Raw genomic sequence first — 25,856 nt, forward strand, 5'->3', positions numbered from 1 at the left:
CCCAGACCAGCAAATCCAGACCGAAAGACATGGGGTAAGGCTTGGGGCCACGGATCGTCTCCGTGGCCCCAAGCCTTACCGTTTCTCAGCCCGGCTTACCGCACGAGATGTGTTGCCCTCGCCATGGTGCGCAACCGGTTGGGCGATCGCAGGTAGGCGCTACTTGTCGCCTTCTCCCCCACTGCCTCCGCCTCGCATCTGCGAGTAGATTTCCTTGCATGCTGGGCACACCGGGAACGCCTCCGGGTTGCGGACGGGAATCCAGACCTTGCCGCACAGGGCGATCACAGCCTTGCCGGTCACGTTCGATTCGGTCAGCTTGTTCTTACGCACATAGTGCGCATAGCGCTCGTTGTCGCCCGGCTTAAGCTTTTGCTCTTCGCGGGTCTGAGTTACGGAATCACTTGACGGGGTCGCTTGGCTCATGGGGATTATCCTAGTTCGCTCTGGTCCAACAAGACAGTGCACGTTCACGAGAGCGCTACTGAAGGAAGTGCGGTCGATAACGAGTTTTAATCGGTAGAGCACTGTCTTTAAAGACAGTGCTGGCCGCCTTTCGGCGGCCAGCACTAAGTCACAGGGTGAAGACTAGTTGGAGACAGCCTTCTTCAGGGCCGAGCCGGCCGACAGCTTGACGCCGTAGCCTGCGGGGATCTCGATCTCCTCGCCGGTACGGGGGTTGCGGCCCTTGCGGGCGGCGCGCTCGGTGCGCTCAATCGACATAAGTCCGGTGATCTTGACGGCCTCGCCAGCAGCGAGGGACTCAACGAGAACCTCCTGGAGTGCGGAGATTGCCGAATCGGCATCGGTCTTGGTTAGGTTCGCACGCTCAGCGATCTTGGCAATGAGCTCGGTACGGTTCAGGGACATATTGCCCACCTCTCCTCAGTTGGAAATTTGGACCCGGTTAGGTCACTAGGTCGAATGTAGCGGAATATCGGCGAAGACGCGCGATTTAACGCGGTAATTCACCGAATTCTCAGAATTCTCTCATCTTTGATCAAGCCCAAAATGTTCTGCTTTGATGCATTTTGACCGATATAGACTTTAATGCGCCTCACATGTCACGGGCGCCGTCTCGCTCATGGCGAAAGCGGCGGCGCCACGCCAAAACGCTCCGGCACTCGCTTCCCTTGCATCTTCAGCTCGCTAGAACGACAAAATTAGGTGGACGAGAAGGATCTTGACGAGAATGCCGAGGGCAAAAAGCGCGGCGTAGCCGCTCTCGATTCGTTCGTCGTCCTTCCTGCTTGTTGCGTAGGAGAGGATTGCGGGTTGGCCGATCATGCCGGCGATGGCGCCGGCGGTGCGAGCACTCGACAGGCCCGACGCACGGCATGCCACCAGCAGGCCGAAAGACGACGCGAGGACAACGACGGCGGCAATGACGATTGCTGAGAGTCCCTGGCTCGTGAAGGCGGTGTCCATGAAGGCTGGGCCGGCGGCAATGCCGACGGCTGCGAGGAAGATGAGGAGACCCAGCTGACGGATGGTCAGGTTCGCGGCCTGCGGGATCTGCCAAATGATTGGTCCGGTGCGGTGGAGGGCGCCGAGGATCATGCCAACAATCAGTGGCCCGGCAGCCGCTCCGAGGGAGAACGTGGAGTTACCGGGAAGGGAAATCTCGATCATGCCCAGGAGCAGGCCGAGCGCCATGCCAATGCCGACGGACAGCGCGGAGAAGGTGGAGACGTTACGGACCGAGTCACCAAAGAAGTCGGAGACCTCCGAGAGGGACTCTCTCGGTACGACGACGAGGGCGCGGTCACCCAGCTCGAGGATGAGGTCGTCGCGAGCCAGCATCTCCAGGTCGCCGCGATTCACGCGGGTGACAACGCCACCGAAGCGGGCTGCAAGATTGAGCTCGGCAATCGTTCGGCCGGCAAGACTGTCGTTGGAGACAACGAAATGACGGAAGTCGACCTGTGCGCGGTCGTTGGCAAGATGCTCGGGGATTCGCTCCCCCACCTGTTCGATAGCAGCATCGACAACGGGACCGGATCCGACGAAGAGGACTTCGTCGCCCTCGATGAGTTCTTCACCGGGCGAGATCACGCGGGTGCGGCCCTCGCGGCGCAGGTAGCTCATGCGGAGCTCCTGCTCAGAAAAGCCCGTGACCCTGCGAACCGGCATGGGATTGCGCACGTGAACGGAGACGGCCTCAATGTCCTCACCGGCCAGCGAATCCGTATCCTTCTTGCCTTCCCAGTCCCTGCCAACAATCCAGGCGACAACGAGGATCGCGAGGATCACGCCCGCGGGGTAACCGATGGCGTAGCCAACGGACGGTTCACCGGACGTCGTGACGGCATTCGCTGCCGCGAGCGCCGGGGTGGAGGTAAGGGAGCCGGAGAAGATACCGGAAACCATGTCGGGGCTGAGATTCATGACCTTGCCCAGTGCAATGGCACCGCCCGCGGCAACGATGAGGAACAGCGTCGCCCATCCCATCATGGGGGCTTGTCGTTTGAGGTCCGCGAAGAAGGTTTGCCCGGCGGATAGCCCAACCATGTAGACGAAGAGAGCCAGCCCGAGCGACTGGATGAGGCCGAGAGAGGCACCGATGTCGGGGGCAAGCGAGCCGATGACGAGGCCGACGAACAGTGCTCCTGCGGCACCGAGCCGGAGCGGCCCAAACGGCACCGCACCGAGGGCGGCACCGAGGGCGACAACGATAAAGATGGTGAGCAGGGGTGAGCTCGAAAGCAGTTCGGTCACAGCCGTATTCCTCCAAAGGGTTCTACAGCTACGGTATCCCGTTCCGCCCACAAGTCGACATAAAGTGGCCGTTTTATCTCGTCCCAGGTTCTCCCACGAGTGGTTTCCGCGAGTTCCTACGGAGCATCATTCGCACCCCGCGAGCCGACGCCTAAGAGAGCGTGCCCCCGCTGGCGCGCTAGGAGATGCAGATAGCGCTAAGCACCTATCTGCCGGAACGATATGCTCCAACTGATCTATTCCCCAGTATTCATTCCCCAGTATATTCATTCCCCAGTGTTCGTTCCCCAGTGTTCGTTTCCCAGTGACCGTTGCCCCGTCTCGTTAGCGGATGTTCTCGTCGAATTCTTTCGTGACGCGGTAGGCCTTGTAGTAGGGCGTGGCGTCCTCGTTTTGTTCGAACCATTCGAGTAGCCACGTCTCGTGCGTGTCGCCTTCTTCGAAGTCGTACTCGTAGACGGCGAAGGGCAGTCCCTCGCTATCGAGGTCAGTGGCCTCGTGAAGGTAACCAGAGTCCGGGCCGAGGCAGATCATGACGGAGGAGTTCATGAGGACACCGCGGTCGTAGCTGTTGGCGATAACGTTCGGTGCCTGGTCCATACGGGTGTAAAGGCCGTCGATGGTGTCGTAGTTGCACACCCCGTCAGTTGTATATATAAGGAGATGGATGGGGACGCCGAGCGGCCTAGTTTCGAGGATGTTCCGCAGTTCATCGGAGACCGGTTCACCGTCTTCGATGTAGGAAACCGACAGGGCGGGGCTACTGCCTCGTACTTCGACGGGAACTCGGGTGCGACCGTCCCCGATGATGTAGTTGACGACCTGGACACCGCTAAGGATCAGGACAATTGCTATCACCCAGGCCGCAATAGATGTAATGACTTCGCTAGCGGTCTTCTCGTGGTAGCCCTGGAAGTAGCCGGAAATGTTTGTGAAGACGGCACGCAACCACCGGGTTGCCGATGTGTCGATGGAGAAGAAGGCCTGAGTGGCATCCTTTTCTCGGTGGATCTGCTGCACTGACTCCCCCGCGACAACGCTCGGCGCTCCGGCGACACCGACCCCGATGTCGTCCGTGCGAGCAAGTGAGAACACGGGAGTATCGGCTAGTGTGCGTGCGTCCTCCAACATCACCGCCCGAGCATCCGCGGTTCTCAGCGAGTTCATTTCCTCGTGAGCATCGGCTTCCGCCTTTGCCAGACGATCATCACGCTGGTCCTTGGCGAGGGCCTTGGTCTTGGTAGAATCCGCTATCTCAGACCGCTCCTCTGTCTCCGTGAGATCTGCTGTAGCGGACGGGGTCAGGGAGCGCAGGCGGGCTGTCTCGCTGCGCTCCCTTGCTATGGTGTCCAGAGCGCTGAGGGCCTTGGTGGGTGTGATCGTTCCTGCTGAGAGCTTGGGAGCGAGGGCAGAGATCTGTTCGACGGCTTCCTGCGAGTTGTCTCCAAGGGCAGCATAGAGAACTGCCCCTTCGTTTTCCCATGCTTGCGCCCACGTCCCCTCCATCCCCAGCACGGGCCTGATGCGCCACAGGGATTCGGCCTGCTCGCGTACCGTGCGAACGAGGGCGACTCGGGTTTCGATGGATAGCTCTTCACCGATGCCATCACCGAGGCGGTGGAGGTTCAGGTAGTCCGATTCCCAGGCGGCAAGGCGGGAGCTCGAATCGTAGGTCGGATGGTTGGCTGCCACCATGGAGATCTCGAGGGTGAGGGCCTCTTCCGCGAGTGTCATCGCGGTCAGGGAAGTCTTGACTTCCTTCTCCCAGCCTTTCTTCCTGCGGCTGATAACAAATGGCCTCATGGCAAGCGGGAGAAGAACGGTGACGGCGGCGAACGTGATGAGGGCAGTCACGAGTGCGCCGGTCACGTTGGAGGAACCGGAGGTGATTGTTGATTCGCTCTCCTCAAAACCAACTCCTCGCAGGCCGTTCGAGTATCCGGCAAAACCATCCCAGACCTGTGCCTCGATCGACGGATAGGTAGCGTTCATGGCGTCATAGAACTCGCCCCTGCCAGCGGAGTCCTCATCGACATCGATGGAGAGTTCGTACGACGTGTCGAAGCCCGACTGTTCACCCGAGTCCGCGTACCAGATGGCAACCGTCTTCTCGTCGATTAGGCCCGCGTATTCATCGCCAATGGGTTCGAAGTACTCGGGGAAGATCTCAATGAGCCCCCTCTCATCAGGATATTCGTATTCGTCAAGCGGAAGCTCCTCCGGGGTTGTGAGCACAAGGTAGTCGGCGGGAGACAGCAGTGGAATAGTCGACAGAGCATCCGCGAGAGCCTCCTCATCGTCAATGATGTTGGCGTCGTCGATGATCGTCACGCTGTCGGGAAGGTGGAGGACCTCATCGCCGTCGGGAATGCTGACGGCGTTGTTCCGCTCTGTTTCGCTCGACACCAGCTCATAGGGGATCGTGATAGCAGGCTCGCCAGCGTCCGAGATCACGCCCTCCTCAACCGGATTGAGCCACACGTAGACACCGCCCGCACCCATGGCAACCGCCGCCGCAATCATGATGACGATTGGGGATACCGGGATCTTTAGGGAGTTTGCCCCCTGCGCGACCTTCGCCTCGGCGATGCGTTCGGCGAGCTGCTGTTTCACCTTCTGGCTTGTCAGCTTCTCGGAGGCCCTGGTCGCATTGGCCCTGCGGCTGGTGCGTCGCTTCGTCACGGTCCCGCCGGCGGCGGCAATCTCGAGCGTCCGGTAGCGGAACGGATCCTCAATCTCCGTCCTGCGGTCAAACTCTTTCCCATGCTCGGATTCGTAGGCCACATAAACGTGGTCGGCCACGGTCGCCAATTCGGTGGCAATCGCGTCCAGCCCAACAAGTCCCTCGGCCGAGGCATTCTTGCTCGCAACCTCAAGCTCACCGGCAAGTACCGGCAGTCGCTTCGCGAGCCTCTTATCCCCGTTTCCTGAGCCAAAACGGTGGCTGCGTCAATCGCTGTTCGTAGCGAGGCAACGGAAGGGTGAAGAGACATGTCCCCGCGCTCTTACCCCGGCGGAGGCTTTTCTTTGTCGGCTCGCTTCGGAGCACGTTCTCATCGGCTTGAAGAGTTGCCTCGGCTTCTCTCACGACCGTGGCAATCCGATCGAGTCGGACAAGCGATGGGAGGTTGACCGGCTTGATCAGCTCCTCCCGGTCGAGGTGCTGGACCTCAAAGACGACGCGCGCAAGGTCAATGTACCGGTGCCGGTACTGATCTACCCTCGCCTCCATGGTCTTCCCGTAGGAACCGGTCGTTGCGACACCGATGAGCTCCATGCCGTCCAGGGACTCGGTTGCCTCCCGGTAGGTATCGAAGACCCGATCGACGACTTCTTTGAGCTCGCGGCCGGACAGTCCGGCCAGGTGCGAAGCGTTCTTCTTCTGGTCAGAACGCTGTCTCGCGGCGTGCAAAACCAGTCCCACAAGCAGGCCGGCAATCAGACCGGCCACGGTCGCAAGGAGATAGTCGGAGAAGGTTCTGCCGCTCGTTACTTCGGCTTCCTGATCGGCAAAGACCTGCAGACCATCGGCAACCGTGCCGGGAGTCAGTTCCCCTTGAGAGAGGCGATAGGTCAGCGAATCGGCCACGTCGAAACGGAGGTGCCAGAAGTCCTCGGGCTCGTACCTGGGATGGACTCCCATGGAGACGTTCACGATTTCTCGCTCGGGCTCCACCCAGAGGACGACGGCATCATCGTCGACGCGGACGGTCGGGAAATAGGCGGGGTAGGTATCTTGTAGGCAGCTAACGTTATCGACCTGGCAGTCCTCGGTGACCTGGAGCTCGTCCGTTGTTCCAACAACGATGAGGACTCTGATAGGGCGGCCCCACGTCACGTCATCGATCGCCGTGCGGAGCTCTTCCTCGTTGAAGAATCCATTCGGGTCGTCTATCGTCACCTGGCTGGACCGGACACCCGTCCGGCTCTCCTGGGAAGCCAGAGCTAACGCCCCGAGACCAACCCCGACACCAACAAGGATTGCGATCCAGGCCCGCCACGAAGGCAGAAACGATCGGAGGAAAGCAACAAATCTCCGACGGTCAGTTTTCTCTTCTTTCCCACGCGGCATGGGTCGATTATGGCATGGCAAAACGGACTAACAGGCTCAATACCGAGCCCGCGGGGACTAGGACCCAAACAGACAGGTTTACGAGCTCGAGTCCAAAATTCAGCAAGCAAAAGCCCAAGGCCGACAGAAATACAGACAGTTCGACCCAGGAGGAACGGAAACGAAGCAGGAGCCCGGCTCGGCAACCAGACCAAAGATCTGACTACCGAGCACCCCACGATCCCAGCGGTTCGAGGTACTTGAGTTAGCGTTTCATTCGAGCTAGCGCTCGATTCGCACAGGCTACTGTTCGGTTCGTGGGGGTGAATGTTTGATTCGTCTGAGTTACCGTTCGATTCCGTACACGCTAGCGTTCGATGCCGTAAGAACGCATGGCCTTCTTGGCGCGCTTCGTTCCCTCTTCCTGAAGGGCAAGGAGCTCGGCGTAGATACCACCGGAGACGGCAAGCTCGGCAGGGCTACCGATCTCGTCAACGACACCATCGCGGAGGGTGACGATGCGATCAACGCTCGAGATGGTGGACAGCCTATGGGCGATGATCAGTGATGTCCTGTTTTCCATGAGAGTCTCCAGGCCCTCCTGCACAAGGCGCTCGGAGCGAGTATCGAGTGCCGACGTCGCCTCATCCAGAACGAGAATTGACGGATCCTTGAGGATTGCGCGAGCCACGGAAATACGTTGCTTTTGACCGCCTGAGAGTTTCAGGCCGCGCTCACCAATAACGGTGTCGAGACCATTCGGGAAGTCCTCAATGAACCGCCACGCATTCGCCTTCTTCGCGGCCTCAATGATTTCTGCCTCGGAGGCAGCCTCATTGGCGTAGCCAATGTTCTCCCGGATCGTTCCCGAGAACAGGCTGGAGTCCTGGAAAACCACGCCGATCTGAGAGCGAAGTTCAAGGAGGGAAAGGGAATGAACGTCGGTGCCGGCAACGGCGATCGTGCCTCCGCGGAGACGATAGAGCCCGAGGAGCAGGCTGATGATCGTGGTCTTGCCACCGCCGGATTCACCAACGATGGCGATCTTCTCCCCCGTCCTCACGGAGAACGACACGCCCTTCAGAACATCCGGGTCGTCGTCGTAACCAAAGGTCACGTCTTCAAACGCAACGGCCGGACCGTCGTGAACCAGCGTGGCAGCAAGATCGTCCTGAGCGGGCGTGAGGGCCGCACCGTCGATCGCCGAGCCCGACCTGGCCGCGGGACCAGTAACTGTCGAGGAAGCGGATGCTTCTGCTCGCTTCTTTTGCTCGGCGAGAGTGGGTGCTCGATCGACCTCGATTTCCATGACCTCGAAGTAGTCGCGGGAGCCCGCGATCGCGTGCTGGGCGGAGTCCACCAGGAACGACATCGAACCAACCGGCTGGCGTGCCATGGCAACCAACTGGACGAGAAGGACCATGTCGCCAACAGAGAAGCGGCCCTGGACCGTGTACGTAAAGATGATGGCGTAAATACCAAAGAAGATCACCGCCATGATCCCCGCCGCAGAGCATCCATACCGTGCCAGTGCTGGGACTGCTTGCGGGTGGTTTGGATCGTGCGGTCGTATCGCTTTGTAAAGGACTTCAGCTCGCGGAGCTCGGAAACGAAAGACTTAACAACCTTGATTTGGCCGACAACTTCGTTGAAGCGCCCGCCAGCAACATCGATATCTTCGTTCTTCTCACCCTCGTACTTCTGCCACTTCTTCGACGTCAACGTCGTCAGCCACATGTAGACCGGGAAGATAATCGCAAGGAGAAGAGCCAGCGGCCACGCATACCAGGCGGTGATCACAAGTACGGCGACGGTCGTGATGATCATCGTGAAGAAGCTGTTCGAAAACATCTTCGCGAAGTTCGTGACCTCGGTGATCGAACGGTTGAGCCGAGACACGATCGTTCCGGTCAGCTCATTATCGAAATAGCGTTGCGGCAGAGATAGGAGCTTCTCGAAGTACCGAACCGACAGGATCGACCTCATCCGCGCACTCATGACGTCACCGACGTAACCACCAATCGACGACACAGCGGTTGAAGCCAACTCAATGATGAGGAAGGCACCAGCAAGCCACAGGACGGTCCTGATCGCGGAACTCTCAGTCCGGTCACCAGAGTTTGCTTCCACAACCACATCGGTCGCCCCGGCAATGATAAACGGGATGACGAGAGCGGCTACTGCCGTCAAAACCGACGCCAGAATAATGACTGCAAAGTGGACCCGCAGCTCCTTCGTGAAGCGCACAATCCTCAGCAATGATTTCACTGAACCTCCCAGATTCTCCATGAACCACAACGGCAAAAACGGGCCAATTAGTCCGAGAGTTCCCTCATAACCCTCACACCTTCCGTCCAGGCCGACGCATCGGACACCACCGGGTTAGTTAAGCCAGCCCGAAGCCTCACGTTACCCAAATCTGAACGAACACCAACCTGAACGAGAGAGAATCTGAGCACGAAGCAACCTGATCGAGTCGGAGCTTGAACGAGCACAAGCCAGAACCAGATCGAGTAGGAACTGAATCAAGCACAAGCCGGAACAAGCTAGAGCCGGATCGAGGCAGATCGGGAACTTAAATACCCACACTCCGACGCTTCCTTCCTCTCCGACCTTGATTCGGGGTCTGATTGATCCGAGTTCGGGACCTTCACACCTTCCGCTCGCGCCGTTGTGCTGGGAGGATATTGGCTAAGTGCCAACGTGGGCCGAGGAGGAGTCATGTCACGCTCATGGAAAACCGCCGCCACACTGCTCGGGGCTGCCGCTGCGGGAACAATTGTTTTTGACCGGGCGATTGAACTCGACATTGGGATGCTCCCTGGCGAACGCCACAAGCCCCTGCCCGGTGACGACATTCTTCCTGGCGCTACGGTCTCGTTTGACCGTGCCATCACGATCCAGGCACCCCTGGAAAAAGTATGGCCGTGGTTGATTCAGCTCGGACAGGACAGAGCGGGGTTCTATTCCTTCACCTCACTTGAGAACCTCGTCGGGTGCAACGTAACCGACAGCCATAACATCATGCCAGCATGGCAGGAACGCCGCATCGGCGATGAGGTTCCGTTTCACCCCGATATTGCCCTATCGGTTGCTGATATCGATCCCGCTAGCTCGCTTGTCCTGTCGTCAGATGGTGGGCGAGCACCGCGCACGATGGACTTCGCGTTCACCTGGTCGTTCGCGCTCTTCCCGGTAGGCGAAGCCACCCGCATACACGTCCGCGAGCGCTACGAGCCGCACACGGATGCTGCGGCGACGATGGTCACGAGGGCTGGTGTCATGAGCCGAATCATGACGTGGCGGATGCTGACCACTATCAGGAAACTCGTTGAAGCACGGGACTGAGAACGCTCGCGGGCCTGGGCACGCCGACGCGTCTAGACCCATCCCGTTGACTACCTCCCAGGGAACTACGACGAGGCACGTCGATCTCAAGTCGATGAGTGCCCAGGGTGCTTTCTGAGGCCTCCCTGGGAGGCGTTGCCGGACTTGCGCTGAGCAGTTTCACCCAGGTGACTGCCCTGGTAGCGTGTGACTTACCTGACCGAAGGGAGAACCCTATGTCGATCCGCACCTCCGCCTACATTACCTTTACCGGAAACGCCGAAGAGGCTCTCACGTTCTACCACTCCGTCTTTGGCGGAAACCTTGAGATCGACAAGTACGGCGACATGCCGGACACGGAATTCCCATTCGAACCAGAACCGGAATGGGTCGCCCACGGCGATCTCACCGGCCCCGTCAACATCAGCGGCGGCGACGGCGGCGATCAGCCACTGAAGTCCCACGTCTACTCATTCCTCGTCTACTCCGACAGTATCGAGGAGGGCCGGGCTCTTCTCGAGAAGCTGTCTGCCAATGGTGGAGAAGAAGCCATGGCGTACGAAGAGGCGCCCTGGGGCGATCACTACGGCCAGGTTCGCGACCGTTTCGGTGTCCTCTGGGCCGTCGAAGCAAACGAGAACTAGCAGTTCTTATTTCATAGCAAGAAGTCAATAATTAACTCATACCGCACGTACGGTTGCAGGAAGTATTCACGACTGTTTGCGTCGTTGTGTCGAGGAACCGAACTCATTCGCCAAACAACAATAGATGTGGTGAGGGGCGCCCATGGCGCCCCTCACTCGTGAGACCAGGCAGGCTCGTGACGAACCACCTGCCGGGCTCGGGCTGCGAAGTGATACGCAGAAACTCGAAGTTATTGATCGTCACCAATTTCTTACGTTTTTATTGTAGATATATGGAAGCCGAAGCGATCCGGACTTTCGTCGCATATCGTAAATATTGGAGAAAGCACCGCGCGCCGTCAGCCTGACGTGGAGATCAGTTGCCGGCAAGGCCGTGACAGATATTCGAGCTGGCTCTACCAGCCCGGCAGAACCGCATTCCAGTCCGGTGGAACCTCATTGAGTGCCGTGAAATAGGAGTTTAAACAGGCATGTGGCCGCCAGAGGCCTTACGATGGTGCGCGAGCACGCGGAGGAACACTATGAATATCTCACTGACCCGCATGGATCCAGCCGGATCGGATCGAGAAGCACTCATGAGCTTTATGACAGCGAATGAGTTCCCGTTTCACATGCGCCCACGGCCCTCGGCCTCCCAGGTTGCAAGCTCTATCGAAGACGGTTCTTTCGATGATGAGGACACGACAACGTACTGGATTGAGCATTCTGAGCTGGGTCGAATTGGGACACTTGCCCTTGAGGACCTCACCGACCCCACTCCCCTTTTCGACCTTCGGCTCGACTCAAAGTTCCGCGGCCGCGGGCTCGGAACCGGCGTTCTCCGTGCCGCAACCGATCATGTCTTTAAGACAATGGACGTCAACCGCTTCGAGGGACAGACTCGGGAGGACAACATTGCCATGAGGGCGGTGTTCCTCAAGTCGGGTTGGGTGAAGGAAGCCCACTACCGGGAGGGCTGGCCCGTTGACGGTGGCACACCCGTTGCTTCCGTTGCCTACGCGATCTTGAGGCGTGACTGGGAGAACGGCACCTTAACTCCCGTGCCGTGGGATGACTTCACGATTGACAGGGCACCCTAGCTTTTCACTGCGGGGCTAGGGTGGTGTCAATGACTATCGAGATCCCACCCTCTTTTGCAGAGCTGCTTTCTAACAGGCACGCTGATCCTCTTCTCACGCGCGAATTTCCACGTCATGGGACGAGCGGGACGGAGTGGCTCGAAGCGTTACCGAGGCTCCTCACGAAGGCTCTCAACCGTTGGGAGCTGACAGTCGATGACGCAGATCCCGGCTATATCCGCACCGGCAACACCGCCGTTGTCATCGACGTTCTGAAAGGCAAAAAGCCCGCGGTATTGAAGTTAAGTTGGCCGTTCATGGAGGGAGCTTTCGAGCACCTGGCGCTACGCGAGTGGGACGGCGTGGGAGCGGTTCGTCTCGAGGCCGCCGAGCCACGCGACTATGCGTTGCTTTTGGAACGCCTCGATCATCGGCGGAGCCTTGCCGGGGAATCGATTCTTGACGCCTGCGAGGTGATAGGAACGCTGATCAACACTCTCGACCGGCCCGCCTCCCCGAAGTTCCAGACCATCGCGGGGCGCTCAAAGCGATGGGAGGATGAGTTCGCGGGCGAACATCCTCGGGTGCCGAGAAGGCTCCTCACCCAGGCAGGCTCTCACCTGAAGGACCTTGTTGCGGACCTCAAGGATGAAACGGTCGATGGAACGAGACTCATCCACACCGACCTGCACGACACGAATGTTCTTACCCCTCTGGAGCCAGGTCGCGGGAACTGGCTAGCCATTGATCCTCAAGCGGTTGCGGGGGAACCGGCCTTCGCCGTCGCACCCATGGTGTGGAACCGAGCGGAGGAAACGGCTCACTCCTACAATGCACGCAACCACGTTCGCATGCGAGCCGACATTATTTCGGACGTCGCCGGGCTCGACGAAGAACGCGTGCGGGTATGGACGTTTGTGCGCCTCGTTCAGAACGCGGTGTGGGCGGCGAATGAGAATGACGAGGATGGGCTGACCCGCTACATTTTCCTCGCGAAAATGTTTGCGCAGTAATTGGGCAAGAGCCCCAGGACTAACAGGGGAACCCGAAACCACGCAAGGAAGCTGAGGCCCACCGAGCGTGCCACGCGACCATGGGAACTCCCAACTTGACCGACTTGAGTAAATTCCGTGGATCTTTATGCAGGTCGTGAGGTTACACCGGTGCGTTTGGCGTTTATGCTGTGACTATGAATACGCCTTCGGGAAAGAAGACTGTCAATCACGTTACCGGTACCGCGCGCGGCGCCGCGTCCGAAGCAAAGAACAGCAAGTGGTTCGAGTACGTAGCCCGGATTGGGTACGTCATGACCGGCCTTATCCACGCAATGATCGGATGGATCTGCCTGCGGCTCGGGCTGACGGGCGACTCGGGTGAGTCCGCGGACCAGTCGGGCGCAATCGGGGCTTTTGCCGACGCTCCCGGTGGTGCGGCGCTTCTCTTTATCGGCGGTGTTGCCATGGCAGCACTGGCACTTACCCACGTGCTGGATGTTTTCTACGGAAGCGGCCGCCGCTCAAAGAAAAAGGCCTCCGGAATCATCAAGGCCATCTCCAAAGCAGTCATGTACGCGGTGCTCGCCTACACCTCGATCCAGTTTGCTCTGGGCGACTCTTCGGACTCGGGTGACTCGGCGGAGAGCGCTGCCGAGCCATTCCTCAGTAGCCCAACCGGCAAGGCAATCGTCATTAGCGTTGGTGTCATCATCATCATTGTTGGCCTCTATCACGTGTACAAGGGCATTTCCCGCAAGTTCCACCAGGACTTGAGCCCCTCCGGGGACCGACAGATCGGCCAGCTCATCGACAAGACGGGCCTCGTCGGTTACGTCGCAAAAGGCATTGCCCTCATGGGTGTCGGTGCGATGGTCATGTGGGCAGGTTTCACTGCCGACGCCGACAAGGCACGCGGACTCGATGCTGCCTTTAAGGAAGCCCTCGACCTTCCCGGCGGCGGTATTGCCCTTGCCGCTATCGGCATCGGATTCATCCTGTACGGCATCTATTCGGCGCTGAGGGCGAAATACCAGGAAATGTGAGTCTGGCGGAAGACTCCAACCCAAGCCGAGAAGACCTCCGGAATGATGGTGGCGGTAGCCCACGCGCTTCCGGAGGTCTTCCCCGTCTCGGCCGTTAACGATCACTCACGGACCCGATAGCTCAACGGATGAATCAACCAGAACAACTGTTTGCACCGCCTCCCCATCCTCGGAGGAAATGGGCGCAGAGCTTTCTCCGACGGAATCGAGTTTCCTCATCACCTCGACAACTCGAGTGATCTCACCAAGCGCCCCTCGCCAAAAGCCCCAGTGTCAGAAACGATGAATTACACCCGGGATATCGTCCGAGTCACAGTAGTCACTGGACAGTCTGCTGACGGCTGCCGATTTTACTGACAGTCGCCGATTCCGATGACGCAGGCAGGCGGGCGCTCAGGTTTTTCGATGACGCCTCGGAGACACGGCCGAACGGCGGGCCGCCGAAACCTGCCGCACCAATCTAGACGAGTACCATGAGTGCGGGGAGGAAGAGCCTTAGCAGGCGGCTCTTCTTCCGGTGTCAGGAGATTGGTGTTTAGTCAATGTCGCAGTCATGGTCAAGCGAACCCTCTACGCCAAATCTTAGTAGCCTCAACAAAAACTACACAAGGTGTAATAATAGGGGAACCGTGAACGACAAGTCTCCACAATCTGCCAAACCTTCCGGAATGTTCAGCCTCCGAGCAAACAGTCCGTCAGGGGAGCTTCTCGACCTCTCCGGCCTGGAAGAAGAGGACATTGAACAGATTTCAGCTCTCATGAATTCGCTCGGAAATCTGAGAGAAGCCGAGCGCCGGGTTTCGGAAGCCTCGGCCACCTACATGGCGCTGAACGAGACGGACATGAGGGCGTTGCATTTCCTCATCGTGTGCGAGAACCTCGAACAAGACGTCACGGCATCGAGCATTACTCGCCACCTCCGAGTCTCCCCCGCCACGACCACAAAGTTGCTCGACCGACTCGAAAAGGGCGGTCACATCACTCGCTCTCCACATCCCACAGACCGGCGCGCAACCACAATCCACATCACTCGCGAAACCCGAAAGGCCGCGTACGAATCCGTCGGGGCAATGCAGTCCCGGAGATTCCATGCCGCTGCCCGGCTGAACCGCGAGGAACGCGACATCGTTATCCGTTTCCTCGTGGACATGACCGAGCAGATTGACATGAAGCACGCCGATTGGGCACAGCACTAAGTACCGCATTGCGCGCAATGCGGTGCAGCACCTCGACATACAACGACGTAGTGCCTTCGACACACCGCAACGTAGCCGGTTGGGCCCGTTGCCGAGTAAAGGCCATGATCTGCCCCGCCTAAGGGTTAACGGACACAACCCTCGAACGCAGAAACTCACCTGATTCGAGCATCGTCGAGAACCATGGCCACGGAACGTGAGGCCCTAGCCCCGACACTGATCCGCGCGCACGTCCGAATCGGCACTAATGGACACGTGTTCACAACATCATGGAAACGTGCCGTTAACCACGCGGAGGTTACGACTCTATTGAGTGGTTTCATCCATAAGTCGGTTCGACTGACAGGAAGATGTGCCCACGAGGAAGAAACGAGCAATTTTATCGGTACCACTGCTCGTGGCGGGCCTTGGCGCATGCGGGAGCGACAACGAAGACGATTCCGCACCAGATAGTTCTGGAAAGTCCACGGTTTCATCCGATGACGCGAGCGCCGATAATGGTGAAGAAAACACTAGTGATGATGCCTCAGAGGATGAAACCGCGTCAGCGGACACGTCGAAATGAATGCCAGCATTCGATGCGGTTTTTGAGCTCGATGCCGAGGCTTTCTATGACGTGATGGCGGAGTCAGTTGGCAACAAGACTGCGATCCTCTCCGATAGGGCAAGTTTCACCTGCCCCTACAGGCCGAACTCGAGCACCAGCCTGGTGGGTACGACTTCTTTGCAAGCGACCCGGAGGTCAGGGACAATCTGGAATTCAGGATCACTGACCACGGCGACTACTATTCGGGGAACTCTGGGACACCGAACGCGACAGGTCACTTGAAGACTTCCAGCTAACCACTGGCAGGTACGGCGAAATCACCATCCCGGACCGTAGCGGCACCGTCACGCTGTCAATGCCGTACGAAACCGATGTCGTTCTCAACGACGGCCTTCCGCTCAAGATGGAAAAGCGGCGATTATGAAAATTGTCGCTTCGTTTACATGATCGACGGCCTGCCGTACGGCGACCACTAGCTCGCGCTCACCGATTATCCCGTCGATTTCGCAGAAAACTCCGCCGTCGAGTTCTCGGTTGGCTCCAGCGGCACGGCCACCTGCCCAGCGGCGCAGCCGGACCCGATGGCGCAACTCACGCAGGCAAACCAGATGCTCGAGCTGGGGCTTATCAACGCACAGGACCACGAGGCCGTCAAGAAGAAGGCCGTCGGACTGTAGTCACTCAGCCAGTCGTCACTCGAGCTGGATCCTCAAAGTCTTGCAGCCCAGAAGTGAAATCACCACTGCCCCGACAAGTGCACAGGAATCAATGCAGTTGTCTGGGCAGTGAGCACTGTAGATACTCCGCTTAAACCGATGGCCAACCGGCTTTACGAAGCCACTTGAATCCATCGAGGAGAATGTCGAGAACGAAACCGAACGCTGCATCGAGGTCACATCCGCGACTCGCACCCGATGCCATTGTCGCCTTGCGAACCATTGCAGGGTACTGCCGTCCGAACACCAACATCGCAACCTCCCGCTCCCCCGAATCCTCGGACCCCTCAGCTGTCGCTCGCTAAGGTCCGGTTACCCGGTTGAGTGACAACCCGTGGGGTCAGACTCGGCTGACGTGACCGTTCTGACCATCCGTGCGGAGTTCATCGTCCTGCTCATCCTTCGTGAGTTCAGCAGCTTGTCCATCGTCTCTGGAGAGCTTGGAAGGCCACCAGATTTTCTTACCAATGTCCAGGCTCAGGGCCGGGACCAGCAGTGTTCTCACGACGAAGGTGTCGAGGAGGACGCCGAAGGCCACAATGAATGCGAGCTGGAACAGGAAGAGGATCGGAATAACGGCGAGTGCCGCGAACGTGGCAGCAAGGACCAGGCCCGCAGAGGTAATGACCGTACCCGTCACCGCAAGGCCCCGGACAATGCCTTCCCGGGTTCCATGACGGAGCGATTCTTCCCGAACTCGTGTCATGAGGAAGATCGTGTAGTCGATGGAGAGCGCCACGAGGAATACGAAGGCATAGAGGGGAACAGCCGGGTCCGCTCCGGGGAAGTCGAGGATCTCGTTGAAGACAATCGCGGAGACACCCATAGCCGTGCCGAATGACAGGAGAGTTGTCAGCACCAGCAGGATTGGGGCAACGATTGCTCTCAAAAGCAGCATGAGGATGACAAGAATGACAACGAGGACAAGCGGGATGATGAGCTGTCGGTCCTCAATTGACGTTGTGATCGTATCCAGGTTCGTCGCGGACGGCCCGCCGACGAGCGCACCGGGAGCAGCTTCAGACAGACCTTCCCTGATGTCGACAATTGCATCAAGAGCCGCACGTTCATCGGCCGGATAGGACAGTGTCGCCTGGAGCAGAACGTTACCCTCGACAACTGTCGGGTCCGGTGCCGGAGCCTCGGGTCCTCCCGTGGACTGAATGCCATCCTGGTTGATCGGCGCCTGCCCGCCGGGCCCATCCACCGCGCTAATCGTGACGGAATCTACTCCTTCAGTCTCCTCAAGGACGCGCACGGCCTCGTCTAGGTTTCCTTCCGGCACAAGGATCGTGGCGGGGCTACCGGAGCCAGCCGTGAACTTCTCGGACAGAACTTCCTGACCATCGCGCGCTTCCGAGGCCGTGAGGACCAGTTCGGTTTCGGCAACGCCATCAGCTCGCAGTTGCGTGACGCCGGCAGCGCCAACGGCAAGAACAATGAGAGTGACGATCCAGATCGGGCGGGGACGGCGCTCAACCCAGCGAACAGTCCGGCCCCACACACCCGTCGACTTGACGTGATCCTCGCCGACAGAATCCGGGTCGTAGTGGGGAACGCGAGGCCAGAACGCACGCCTACCGAGCAGACCCAGAAGGGCCGGAAGAAGGGTCAGAGCAGACAGAATCGAAACAATGATTCCAATCGAGGCAACGGGGCCAAGAACAGAATTGGACTCCAGGTCGGACAGGAGGAGCATGAGAAGGCCGGCAATAACGGTGCCGCCGGACGCAACAACCGGTTCAATAGTTGCCCGCCACGCCTTCTTCGTGGCCTCCCAACGATCTTCATTCACCGCAAGTTCCTCACGGTACCTGGCAACGTAGAGAAGTGAATAGTCGGTCGAGGCACCGATGACAAGGATGAAGAGAATGCCCTGGACCTGGCCATTGAGGAGGAACGCTCCCCAGTTCGCGAGGTTCCACACCACGAGAAGCGCACCGCATAGGGCGACAAGGCTCGTCATGAGAACAGCGGCGGGAAGAATCAGGGATCGGTAGACAACAAGAAGGATGACGAGGACAGCAGCGAATGCGACCGCAAGGAGAAGACCGTCGACTCCGGCGAAGGCCGCACTGAGGTCGGTTGCGAGCCCAGCCGGGCCAGTTACATAGGACGTCATACCGTCCGGCAGCTCGCTATCCAGGACACCCTTCAGCTCGTCAACGCCGTCCGAGAGCTCAACAGATGAATCGATGGGAACGAATACTTGGACCGCCTCACCATCCTCCGAAGGAATCGGAGGGGAAATTTCACCCGTGGAATCAAGCTGACCTAAGGAGTCGACGACTCGACCAATCTCTGCCAAATCCGCTTCATCAAGAGCACCGTTCTCCGACACGATCACAATCACACCGGGAATGTCATCGGAATCGTAGAACTCTTGCGAAGCAGTACTCACCGTTGCCGATTCGGAATCGGCCGGCAGGTAGGCACTTTGATCATTCGAAGAGACCTCCGAAATTCGACCGAAGAGGGGCCCTCCAAGACCCGCCGCAACAACCCACACCAGCAAGATCATTGCGGGCAGGAAAACTCGCAATAATCGCGACTTCTTAGGCCGCGTGGTCGAGGAATCGTTTTTTGACGTTGGTTTTGTCATGATCCATTCATCCTTCTCGAAGAAAAAATTACTTCACTTGTCGAACATTACACGAAGTGTAGTAAAGTGGGAATCATGGACGACACGGATTCAGATCTAGCACCCGGAATGTTCGGTCTCCGGGCCAACAGCCCGGCTGGTGAGCTCATCGACTTCTCCGGCCTTGAGGAAGAAGATATTGATCAAATCTCCCTTCTCATGAATAGCTTGGGGAAGTTGCGGGACGCTGAACGCAGGGTGTCAGAAGCCTCTGCTTTGTACATGGAGCTGAACGAAACAGACATGAGGGCACTGCACTTCCTCATCGTCAACGAGAATCTCGGGCAGGACGTCACGGCATCAACCATTACCCGTTATTTACGAGTCTCCCCGCAACAACGACGAAGATCCTGGACCGTCTCGACAAAGGCAGTCACATTACCCGCTCCCCTCACCCAACGGATCGCCGCGCAACCACGATCCGGATCACCCCGGAAACACGCAAGGCAGCATACGAGTCCGTTGGTGCCTTACAGGCACGCAGGTTCCACGCCGCTGCCCGGCTCACCAGGAAGGAACGGAACGTCGTCATTCGCTTCCTCCAAGACATGACCGAACAGATCGATATGAAGCACGCAGATTGGGCACACTCATGAGCACATCACCCACGCATTTGACTGAAGCATCGACACCGCCCCTTGCCGACTTTGGTACATATCGCAACATTGTCGACCTCATCGCCGAACGCGGAGAGGTCGCACCGAACCACATAGCGTTCCGCATTAAACAGAATGGTGCTTTGGTCGACGTTACGACAGAAGAATTTGTGAGCACCGTTCGGGCCGTTGCTAAAGGGCTCATCGCACAGGGCGTACAAGCCGAGGACCGCATCGCGACTCAGGGCGCCACGAGCTATTCGTGGACGATCGCTGACATTGCTTCCCTGTGGGCTGGCGCTATCGTCGTGCCAATCTTTGACACGTCCTCCCCCGACCAGGTTCAGCACATCCTGAGATCCTCAAATTCGGTCGCCGCCTTCGCCGGCACGGAAGAACAACGGCGGGGCATCGCTTCCCAGATCGGCGAGAAGATATGGTCGCTCGATGAGCACGGCATGTCAGCTCTCAAGGCGGCGGGTCAGCACGTTACCGACGAACAGCTGGACGAACGTCGTGTGGGCGTCAATCTCGATGACGTCGCCACACTCGTCTTCACGTCCGGGACAGAGGGGATGCCCAAGGGCGCGATCATCACTCATCGCAACCTCATAGGGCAGGTTCTCAACATTGGGGCGGACTACGGCGAGCTCGTTCATGATCGTGGATCGACACTGATCTTCCTTCCGCTCGCACACGTCCTTGCCCGCGGTTTGCAACTCATTTGCCTGACCGCGGGAATGAGGATCAGCTATGAGTCAGATCCCGCCCAGGCTGTTGGCGCACTGACCACGCTTCGCCCAACTTTCCTTGTCGTTGTCCCCCGGGTGCTTGAACGGATCAGGGATCGTATTGCCGAGCAGGCACGGTCAAAACGCCTCGGATGGGTTTGGCGAGACGCTGAACAAACCGCGATTGCCTGGGGCCGAATGCTGGAAGAACGCCAGCACATGACGGCTAACCCTTCGCGATCGCTGAAGTTGCGGCATGCAACTTATGATCGTCTGTTCTTCGCCAAAGTCCGTGATCTGGTCGGCGGTCAGATCGACTACCTCTTGTCGGGAGCAGCCCCACTTAACTCGAACCTGAACCTCCTCTTCCGCGGCATGGGCCTCGAAGTTATTGAAGGCTACGGTCTGACTGAGTCAACAGCACCATTGACGGGTAACCGGCCTGGGAACAACTATGCGGGGACGGTTGGCCCTCCCACCCCTGGTCACACCGTCAGGATCTCGCCAGAAGGTGAAGTGCTCGCTCGTGGCATCGGTATTTCTCCAGGCTATGACGGGATCGATAACTCCACGACGATGGTTGACGGCTTTATCCGAACAGGCGATCTGGGCACGCTCGACAGCGAAGGCAGACTAACGATTACCGGTCGTCTGAGCGAGACCATCGTGACGTCCGGTGGTAAAACAATCTCCCCACAAAAGTGGGAATCGAACGTGGCGCAAGACCCGCTGGTTGCTCATGCCGTCATGGTGGGTGACTCTCGCCCCTACCCCGGTGCTCTTATTTTCCTTGATCAGGAGGAAGCGGCCAAGCACGGCATCACGAGCACGAACGACGGTCAGTTCTTGGACGACACCATCCCAGCCAGCATCCTCACGGCGATTCGTCGCGCGAATCAGCTAGTTGCGGCCCCGGAACGGGTGAAGCGGATCAAAATCCTCCTCATGGACATGGCTCCCGGAAGCGACTTCGTCACACCCACGATGAAGCTACGTCGATCACGGGTCATCCAAAAACTCTCCGCAAGCATCGACGAACTCTACGAACGAGGCATGTCCGTTTAAACGCGGTTACCGACCTTAGACAGCACCCAATTTCACGACAACTACCTCCCAACTTTAAGAAAAGGGAACACACTATGAACAAGAAGGCATTGGCCGTAATATTCATTACGCTCCTCCTCGGCGGACTTGTCGCCGCCGCAGGTAGCCAAAACAGCGCGAAGATCGGAGGGTTTCCGCTCTTCGCTCTCGTGGTCTGCGGAGCATTCATCATCCAGTGGATTGCCTACATTCACGCGCAACTGAACCAGACCGAAAAGTACTTTGATCTGATCGGTAGCCTCACCTACACGGCGGTATCCCTGATCCTCCTCTTCTCGGTCCCGGACCTTGGAACGCGATCCCTGATCCTTGGCATCATGGTCATCGTCTGGGCGATGCGACTCGGCCCGTTCCTCTTCCTTCGAATCAAGAAAGATGGCGGGGATTCGCGTTTCGACAAGATCAAGAAAGACCCCGTCCGGTTCTTCAACGTCTGGAACATTCAAGGCCTATGGATTACCTTCACTGCTTCTGCCGCGTGGATTGGGATGACCTCATCCGAGCAGGCTCCCATCAGTTGGCTCTTCTTTGTCGGAGTTGGCCTTTGGCTCTTCGGTTTCATCATCGAAGTAACGGCCGACACCCAGAAGAGACTGTGGCGCCGCAAGCCCGAGAACAAGGGACGTTTCATCACGACCGGTCTTTGGTCCTGGTCCCAGCACCCCAACTATTTTGGTGAAATCACTTTGTGGCTCGGCATTGCCATTGCAGCACTGCCGAACCTGTCTGGATGGCAGTTTGTGGGCCTCCTTTCGCCGGTCTTCGTGATCGTTCTGCTCACCAAGGTTTCCGGTATCCCGCTCCTGCAGAAACAGGGCGAGGAACGGTGGGGTGACGAAGCCGGGTACCGTGAGTATCGAGAGAAGACATCCCTCCTCGTTCCCCTTCCCCCAAGGCGCTAAGCGTCCACGGACACACATCGTTCAACTCATCGACTCAAGGAAACGCGTGAGACTCTGGTCCCTCCACCCCCACTACCTTGACAGGCAGGGCCTTCTCGCCGCATGGCGGGAAAGCCTGCTTGCCCAAGCCGTTCTCCTGGGCCGCACCAAGGGATACACAAACCATCCCCAACTGTTCCGGTTCAGGGAAAGCAAAGATCCGGCGGGGGCGCTCGGCGCCTACCTCAAAGAGATCGCAGACGAAGCACACAACCGCAACTACAGATTCGATCAAGAAAAAATCGAACGAATCAATCACGGCTTCACCATCGACGTCACCGACGGTCAGCTGGAGTTCGAACGTCAGCATCTGCTGGCGAAAATCCTGGTCCGAAACCCACTGGAGACAGAGAGAATAGCCTCCCTATCGGCCGGACCTATCACGCCACACCCGATCTTTCACGCCGTGCACGGCCCCATCGAACATTGGGAACGCGGCTCACTAGACCGAGCGCCGGAGGAAGCAAGCGGGCAGCAAGCTTAGACAGCTCTCATCAGCTCAGCACCATGAGTGGCAGAATCTCACTCGACGGAGCATGACCCTTCCGTCGAATCCAGAGTCTACGCATCGTCGAAATATTGTTCAATGACGAGTCATAAAGATTGTTCAGTAACGCCCTGTACGCATGCCGCTACTGTCCGTGACTGGGCGGTTTTATTGCCGGCCAGTATCGATCTGGCTGACGTGGTAAAGCACGAGGTCTTTGATCAGATTCTCGGGAAGAGGGTTCTGTGGCGTGAACCGGATGGCGCGCTCAGTTGTCGAGTAATCGGAGAGACGAGCGCGGAAATCCTCAATTGCCCAACTCGATGGGTCGAAGCTCAGGTGTTTCTTAGAGGCGGTGAAGTAAACCAACGTGCGTCCCTTGTAGGGGCTGCTGCATGTTTAGGTGACATTCGAACTGGCTAGCTTTTGGCTGGCCTGGAAGGATGATCATTATGCCCGCAAAATATCCAGAGGAGTTCCGAGATGACGTCGTACGGGTCGCGTTGAACCGTGACCCAGAAGTCACGCTCGCGCAAATCGCGAAGGACTTCGGCATCCATGTCGGCACACTCGATAAATGGTTACGGCAAGCCCGCATCGAAGACGGCGAAAAGCCCGGTATGACTCGTTCAGAGAACGACGAACTCCGAGAACTGCGCCGCCGCAATAGGCTGCTCGAGCAAGAAGTCGAGGTGCTGCGTCGTGCTGCCGCATATCTCTCGCAGGCACACCTGCCGGGAAAAGGCTCTACCCGCTCGTGAGAGAGCTCGCCGCTGACGGGATTCCCGTCGCGGTGTCGTGCCGGGTATTGAAGCTCTCACGCCAGCCCTACTATCGGTGGCTGAAATCACCAGTGCCAGCGCGTGAACTCTTGCAGGCGTATCGCGCGAACGCGCTCCATGATGCACATCTAGAAGATCCCGAGTTCGGGCATCGGTTCCTTGCCGACGAAGCAAAACAAGCCGGTGAGGCAATGAGCGACCGGACTGCGTGGCGGATCTGCCGCGACAACGGCTGGTGGTCAGTGTTTGGGAAGAAGAAGTCACGAGGCAAAGGAACACGGCCCGGACCTGCTGTGCATGACGATCTTGTGCACCGTGAGTTCACCGCGATAGCCCCGAACGAGCTCTGGCTCAGCGATATCTCAGAGCACTGGACGCGCGAAGGCAAGCTCTATATTTGCGCGGTGAAAGACGTGTTCTCGAACCGAATCGTCGGCTACGCGATCGACTCGCGAATGAAGTCATCACTCGCAGTCAGAGCATTGAATAATGCAGTAATGCGTCGAGGGAACGTGGCCGGTTGCATCCTGCACACGGACAGAGGGTCGCAATTTCGAAGCAGGAAGTTCGGGCGTGTGCTTAACCAGCACGGCATGGTCGGGTCGATGGGCAGAGTTGGTGCTGCCGGTGACAATGCAGCGATGGAATCGTTTTTCAGTTTGCTGCAGAACAACGTCCTTAACCGACGCAGCTGGAACACCAGAGAAGAGCTAAGGCTCGCGATCGTGACCTGGATCGAGCGCACTTATCACCGTCGTCGTCGGCAAGCCAGGCTGGGGCGTTTGACGCCGGTCGAGTACGAGGCCATTATGTATGAGCAGGTTGCACTTGCTGCCTGACACAGTTGTCACCTGAACGTGCAGCAGCCCCGTACTTCAAGGTGGGCATGCGGTAGCTGATAGATTCCTCAACGTCCGGCACAAGCGAAGTAACAAGCTCACGTATTCACTGAAGCTCGTACCGGAAAGCAGGATCAACACCGTCGAGGTATTCGTCGATCGTCGTCACCTTCGTGGTCATAACGTGAGCCCTCTTTTACCACGTCATACCTACCGGGCCGCCGCCGGCACCGCGTCACAGTAATCCACCATGTGCCCAGCACAGAAAGTGTCACCCACTCGTACGTTACCTCCCGGCGGACCGCTAGGACATGCGAGCACCATTAGATTTAGGTACAAGAAACCCTCGAACTGGCTGATGCCGTTCGAGGGCTGTGTGTCCTCACGGATTCTCTCGTTCCGTTTGAACGTGTTGGTGGAGGCGCCGGGAATTGAACCCGGGTCCAACGATGTCGACCAATGGCTTCTCCGGGTGCAGTCTAACTATCGCTGTTTTCGGCCCCAACGCTTATATAGACATAACGTTGACAGACCTAGCACGCTAAGTGTCCCTTCCCCTCCACGTACGAGAGGAAAAGGCAGTGGCTCTTAAAACGACGTCAGATCCTGTAGCAAGAGCGGGCTACAGGGTGACGGATTTCGAGGCTCGCTTAGGCAGCGAGGGCGAAATCGGTGCGCTTAGAGTTGGCACCTATTGGTTTGCATAGAATCGTTAACGAGATGACTATGCTTCCTCGACCCGCTTCACATCAATCTCGACCGTTGTCGAAACCGATCGCCCCCTATTCTGTTATTAAACAGCTCCACCCACCACGGGGCAGACATATATTGTAACCCATTGTTGGCATAGTTTATTCCACTCCAGGAAATGGATCTATGTCACTCGGCGAATAGTCGGTTGCCGAACGTCGCTACTAGGAAGCCCGGCCCTTGCGGAAGTCGGACATGGCACGGCGTGCCTCGCGGTCATCCTGCTTGCGACGCAGGGTTTCGCGCTTGTCCCATTCCTGCTTGCCTCGCGCGAGCGCGATCTCGATCTTTGCTCGGCCGCCAACGAAGTACAGCTGGAGCGGAACGATCGTGAAGCCCTTCTCGCGGGACTTCTGGGTGAGCCGAATGATCTGGTCGCGGTGCAGGAGCAGTTTGCGCGCCTGCGTGGGCCGGTGGTTGGTCCACGTTCCTGCGACGTACACGGGGATTGTGGCATTCTGTAGCCAGGCTTCTCCCCTGCGGTCAATTTCGATCCACGCTTCGGTGATCGAGGCGCGTCCCATGCGGAGCGACTTCACTTCGGTTCCGGACAGGACGAGGCCTGCCTCGTACTTTTCGTCGATGAAGTATTCGTGGGTCGCACGCTTGTTGCGGGCGATGACCTGATTCTTGTCGGCTTCCGCCTTGTTCTTCTGCGCCTGGGATGTGACGCCTGCTTTGGCCATGATT

General features: G+C 58.2%; 20 protein-coding genes and 1 other RNA gene. 11 read left to right on the top strand and 10 right to left on the bottom strand.

Annotated elements, in window-relative coordinates:
• Positions 1 to 159: 159 nt before the first annotated feature.
• The 4 genes from EJ997_RS05410 to EJ997_RS05425 all read right to left on the bottom strand — a co-directional run bounded on the left by EJ997_RS05410 (position 160) and on the right by EJ997_RS05425 (position 5,502).
• Positions 160 to 426, bottom strand: a complete 267-nt coding sequence (locus EJ997_RS05410) for a DUF3039 domain-containing protein (RefSeq protein WP_126703665.1) — start codon at positions 424 to 426, stop codon at positions 160 to 162.
• Positions 427 to 588: 162 nt separating this feature from the next.
• Positions 589 to 870, bottom strand: a complete 282-nt coding sequence (locus EJ997_RS05415; protein ID WP_126703666.1) for an HU family DNA-binding protein — start codon at positions 868 to 870, stop codon at positions 589 to 591.
• A gap of 279 nt (positions 871 to 1,149) precedes the next feature.
• Positions 1,150 to 2,718, bottom strand: coding sequence for an aspartate:alanine exchanger family transporter (locus EJ997_RS05420; protein WP_126703667.1), 1,569 nt, complete (start codon positions 2,716 to 2,718; stop codon positions 1,150 to 1,152).
• A 324-nt stretch (positions 2,719 to 3,042) separates the two neighbouring features.
• The gene (locus EJ997_RS05425) at positions 3,043 to 5,502 is read right to left on the bottom strand and encodes a hypothetical protein (RefSeq protein ID WP_206501840.1); all 2,460 of its coding nucleotides are present in this window, start codon (positions 5,500 to 5,502) and stop codon (positions 3,043 to 3,045) included.
• On the opposite strand from EJ997_RS05425, the gene EJ997_RS12885 reads away from it, so the two are divergent.
• A complete protein-coding gene (locus tag EJ997_RS12885; protein WP_206501841.1) occupies positions 5,482 to 5,649 on the top strand; it encodes a hypothetical protein in 168 nt (55 codons plus the stop codon). The genes EJ997_RS05425 and EJ997_RS12885 overlap by 21 nt on opposite strands.
• Here EJ997_RS12885 and EJ997_RS05430 read toward each other — a convergent pair.
• The 3 genes from EJ997_RS05430 to EJ997_RS13135 form a co-directional block, all read right to left on the bottom strand.
• Entirely contained in the window at positions 5,633 to 6,790 is a 1,158-nt protein-coding gene (locus EJ997_RS05430; protein WP_126703669.1) for a hypothetical protein, read from the bottom strand. The genes EJ997_RS12885 and EJ997_RS05430 overlap by 17 nt on opposite strands.
• Before the next feature lie 346 nt (positions 6,791 to 7,136).
• Positions 7,137 to 8,267: an ABC transporter ATP-binding protein gene (locus tag EJ997_RS13130; RefSeq protein ID WP_206501843.1), complete on the bottom strand. Its 1,131-nt coding sequence runs from the start codon at positions 8,265 to 8,267 to the stop codon at positions 7,137 to 7,139.
• A complete protein-coding gene (locus EJ997_RS13135; RefSeq protein WP_206501844.1) occupies positions 8,258 to 9,037 on the bottom strand; it encodes an ABC transporter transmembrane domain-containing protein in 780 nt (259 codons plus the stop codon). Before EJ997_RS13135 ends, EJ997_RS13130 begins: the two co-directional genes overlap by 10 nt.
• A gap of 453 nt (positions 9,038 to 9,490) precedes the next feature.
• On the opposite strand from EJ997_RS13135, the gene EJ997_RS05440 reads away from it, so the two are divergent.
• From EJ997_RS05440 to EJ997_RS05465, 6 genes are all read left to right on the top strand, one after another.
• Positions 9,491 to 10,117, top strand: a complete 627-nt coding sequence (locus tag EJ997_RS05440) for a hypothetical protein (protein WP_126703670.1) — start codon at positions 9,491 to 9,493, stop codon at positions 10,115 to 10,117.
• 215 nt (positions 10,118 to 10,332) lie between these two features.
• Complete coding sequence (locus tag EJ997_RS05445; RefSeq protein ID WP_126703671.1) at positions 10,333 to 10,740, top strand: VOC family protein; 408 nt, start codon at positions 10,333 to 10,335, stop codon at positions 10,738 to 10,740.
• 521 nt (positions 10,741 to 11,261) lie between these two features.
• Positions 11,262 to 11,819 carry a GNAT family N-acetyltransferase gene (locus EJ997_RS05450; RefSeq protein WP_126703672.1) on the top strand — a complete coding sequence of 186 codons (558 nt, stop codon included), beginning with the start codon at positions 11,262 to 11,264 and terminating at the stop codon, positions 11,817 to 11,819.
• 29 nt (positions 11,820 to 11,848) lie between these two features.
• Positions 11,849 to 12,811, top strand: a complete 963-nt coding sequence (locus tag EJ997_RS05455; protein ID WP_126703673.1) for an aminoglycoside phosphotransferase family protein — start codon at positions 11,849 to 11,851, stop codon at positions 12,809 to 12,811.
• A 176-nt stretch (positions 12,812 to 12,987) separates the two neighbouring features.
• Entirely contained in the window at positions 12,988 to 13,836 is an 849-nt protein-coding gene (locus EJ997_RS05460) for a DUF1206 domain-containing protein (protein ID WP_126703674.1), read from the top strand.
• 668 nt (positions 13,837 to 14,504) lie between these two features.
• Entirely contained in the window at positions 14,505 to 15,032 is a 528-nt protein-coding gene (locus EJ997_RS05465; protein WP_164719819.1) for a MarR family winged helix-turn-helix transcriptional regulator, read from the top strand.
• A 1,603-nt stretch (positions 15,033 to 16,635) separates the two neighbouring features.
• Here EJ997_RS05465 and EJ997_RS05470 read toward each other — a convergent pair.
• Positions 16,636 to 18,897, bottom strand: a complete 2,262-nt coding sequence (locus EJ997_RS05470) for an MMPL family transporter (RefSeq protein ID WP_126703676.1) — start codon at positions 18,895 to 18,897, stop codon at positions 16,636 to 16,638.
• A 631-nt stretch (positions 18,898 to 19,528) separates the two neighbouring features.
• On the opposite strand from EJ997_RS05470, the gene EJ997_RS05480 reads away from it, so the two are divergent.
• The 4 genes from EJ997_RS05480 (at position 19,529) to EJ997_RS05495 (ending at position 24,416) form a co-directional block, all read left to right on the top strand.
• On the top strand, positions 19,529 to 21,328 hold the full coding sequence (locus EJ997_RS05480) for an AMP-dependent synthetase/ligase (protein ID WP_206501845.1): 1,800 nt from the start codon (positions 19,529 to 19,531) through the stop codon (positions 21,326 to 21,328).
• Between the two features lie 74 nt (positions 21,329 to 21,402).
• Positions 21,403 to 22,269, top strand: coding sequence for a DUF1295 domain-containing protein (locus EJ997_RS05485; protein ID WP_126703677.1), 867 nt, complete (start codon positions 21,403 to 21,405; stop codon positions 22,267 to 22,269).
• Between the two features lie 46 nt (positions 22,270 to 22,315).
• Positions 22,316 to 22,792, top strand: coding sequence for a pyrimidine dimer DNA glycosylase/endonuclease V (locus EJ997_RS05490; protein ID WP_126703678.1), 477 nt, complete (start codon positions 22,316 to 22,318; stop codon positions 22,790 to 22,792).
• 455 nt (positions 22,793 to 23,247) lie between these two features.
• Positions 23,248 to 24,416, top strand: a protein-coding gene (locus tag EJ997_RS05495; RefSeq protein ID WP_126703679.1) for an IS3 family transposase whose coding sequence is annotated in 2 segments (ribosomal slippage) — positions 23,248 to 23,532 and positions 23,535 to 24,416 — 1,167 coding nt in all. Because the reading frame shifts where the segments join, the coding sequence is not laid out codon by codon here.
• A gap of 413 nt (positions 24,417 to 24,829) precedes the next feature.
• Here EJ997_RS05495 and ssrA read toward each other — a convergent pair.
• Together ssrA and smpB are read right to left on the bottom strand one after the other, a co-directional pair.
• Positions 24,830 to 25,199, bottom strand: a transfer-messenger RNA (tmRNA) gene (gene ssrA, locus EJ997_RS05500).
• Positions 25,200 to 25,330: 131 nt separating this feature from the next.
• The gene (gene smpB / locus EJ997_RS05505) at positions 25,331 to 25,852 is read right to left on the bottom strand and encodes an SsrA-binding protein SmpB (RefSeq protein ID WP_126703680.1); all 522 of its coding nucleotides are present in this window, start codon (positions 25,850 to 25,852) and stop codon (positions 25,331 to 25,333) included.
• Positions 25,853 to 25,856 lie beyond the last annotated feature (4 nt).

Source organism: Flaviflexus ciconiae, assembly GCF_003971195.1.
GTDB classification, from domain to species: domain Bacteria; phylum Actinomycetota; class Actinomycetes; order Actinomycetales; family Actinomycetaceae; genus Flaviflexus; species Flaviflexus ciconiae.

What these genes read in the sequence shown, in the direction of transcription:
- EJ997_RS05455 (WP_126703673.1), top strand. Translation starts at nt 11,849, where the DNA reads ATGACTATCGAGATCCCACCCTCTTTTGCAGAGCTGCTTTCTAACAGG.
- EJ997_RS13130 (WP_206501843.1), bottom strand. Translation starts at nt 8,267, where the DNA reads ATGGCGGTGATCTTCTTTGGTATTTACGCCATCATCTTTACGTACACG.
- EJ997_RS05415 (WP_126703666.1), bottom strand. Translation starts at nt 870, where the DNA reads ATGTCCCTGAACCGTACCGAGCTCATTGCCAAGATCGCTGAGCGTGCG.
- EJ997_RS05445 (WP_126703671.1), top strand. Translation starts at nt 10,333, where the DNA reads ATGTCGATCCGCACCTCCGCCTACATTACCTTTACCGGAAACGCCGAA.
- EJ997_RS05410 (WP_126703665.1), bottom strand. Translation starts at nt 426, where the DNA reads ATGAGCCAAGCGACCCCGTCAAGTGATTCCGTAACTCAGACCCGCGAA.
- EJ997_RS05440 (WP_126703670.1), top strand. Translation starts at nt 9,491, where the DNA reads ATGTCACGCTCATGGAAAACCGCCGCCACACTGCTCGGGGCTGCCGCT.
- EJ997_RS05460 (WP_126703674.1), top strand. Translation starts at nt 12,988, where the DNA reads ATGAATACGCCTTCGGGAAAGAAGACTGTCAATCACGTTACCGGTACC.
- EJ997_RS05430 (WP_126703669.1), bottom strand. Translation starts at nt 6,790, where the DNA reads ATGCCGCGTGGGAAAGAAGAGAAAACTGACCGTCGGAGATTTGTTGCT.
- EJ997_RS05450 (WP_126703672.1), top strand. Translation starts at nt 11,262, where the DNA reads ATGAATATCTCACTGACCCGCATGGATCCAGCCGGATCGGATCGAGAA.
- EJ997_RS05465 (WP_164719819.1), top strand. Translation starts at nt 14,505, where the DNA reads ATGTTCAGCCTCCGAGCAAACAGTCCGTCAGGGGAGCTTCTCGACCTC.
- EJ997_RS05470 (WP_126703676.1), bottom strand. Translation starts at nt 18,897, where the DNA reads ATGACAAAACCAACGTCAAAAAACGATTCCTCGACCACGCGGCCTAAG.
- EJ997_RS12885 (WP_206501841.1), top strand. Translation starts at nt 5,482, where the DNA reads ATGCTCGGATTCGTAGGCCACATAAACGTGGTCGGCCACGGTCGCCAA.
- EJ997_RS05480 (WP_206501845.1), top strand. Translation starts at nt 19,529, where the DNA reads ATGAGCACATCACCCACGCATTTGACTGAAGCATCGACACCGCCCCTT.
- EJ997_RS05485 (WP_126703677.1), top strand. Translation starts at nt 21,403, where the DNA reads ATGAACAAGAAGGCATTGGCCGTAATATTCATTACGCTCCTCCTCGGC.
- smpB (WP_126703680.1), bottom strand. Translation starts at nt 25,852, where the DNA reads ATGGCCAAAGCAGGCGTCACATCCCAGGCGCAGAAGAACAAGGCGGAA.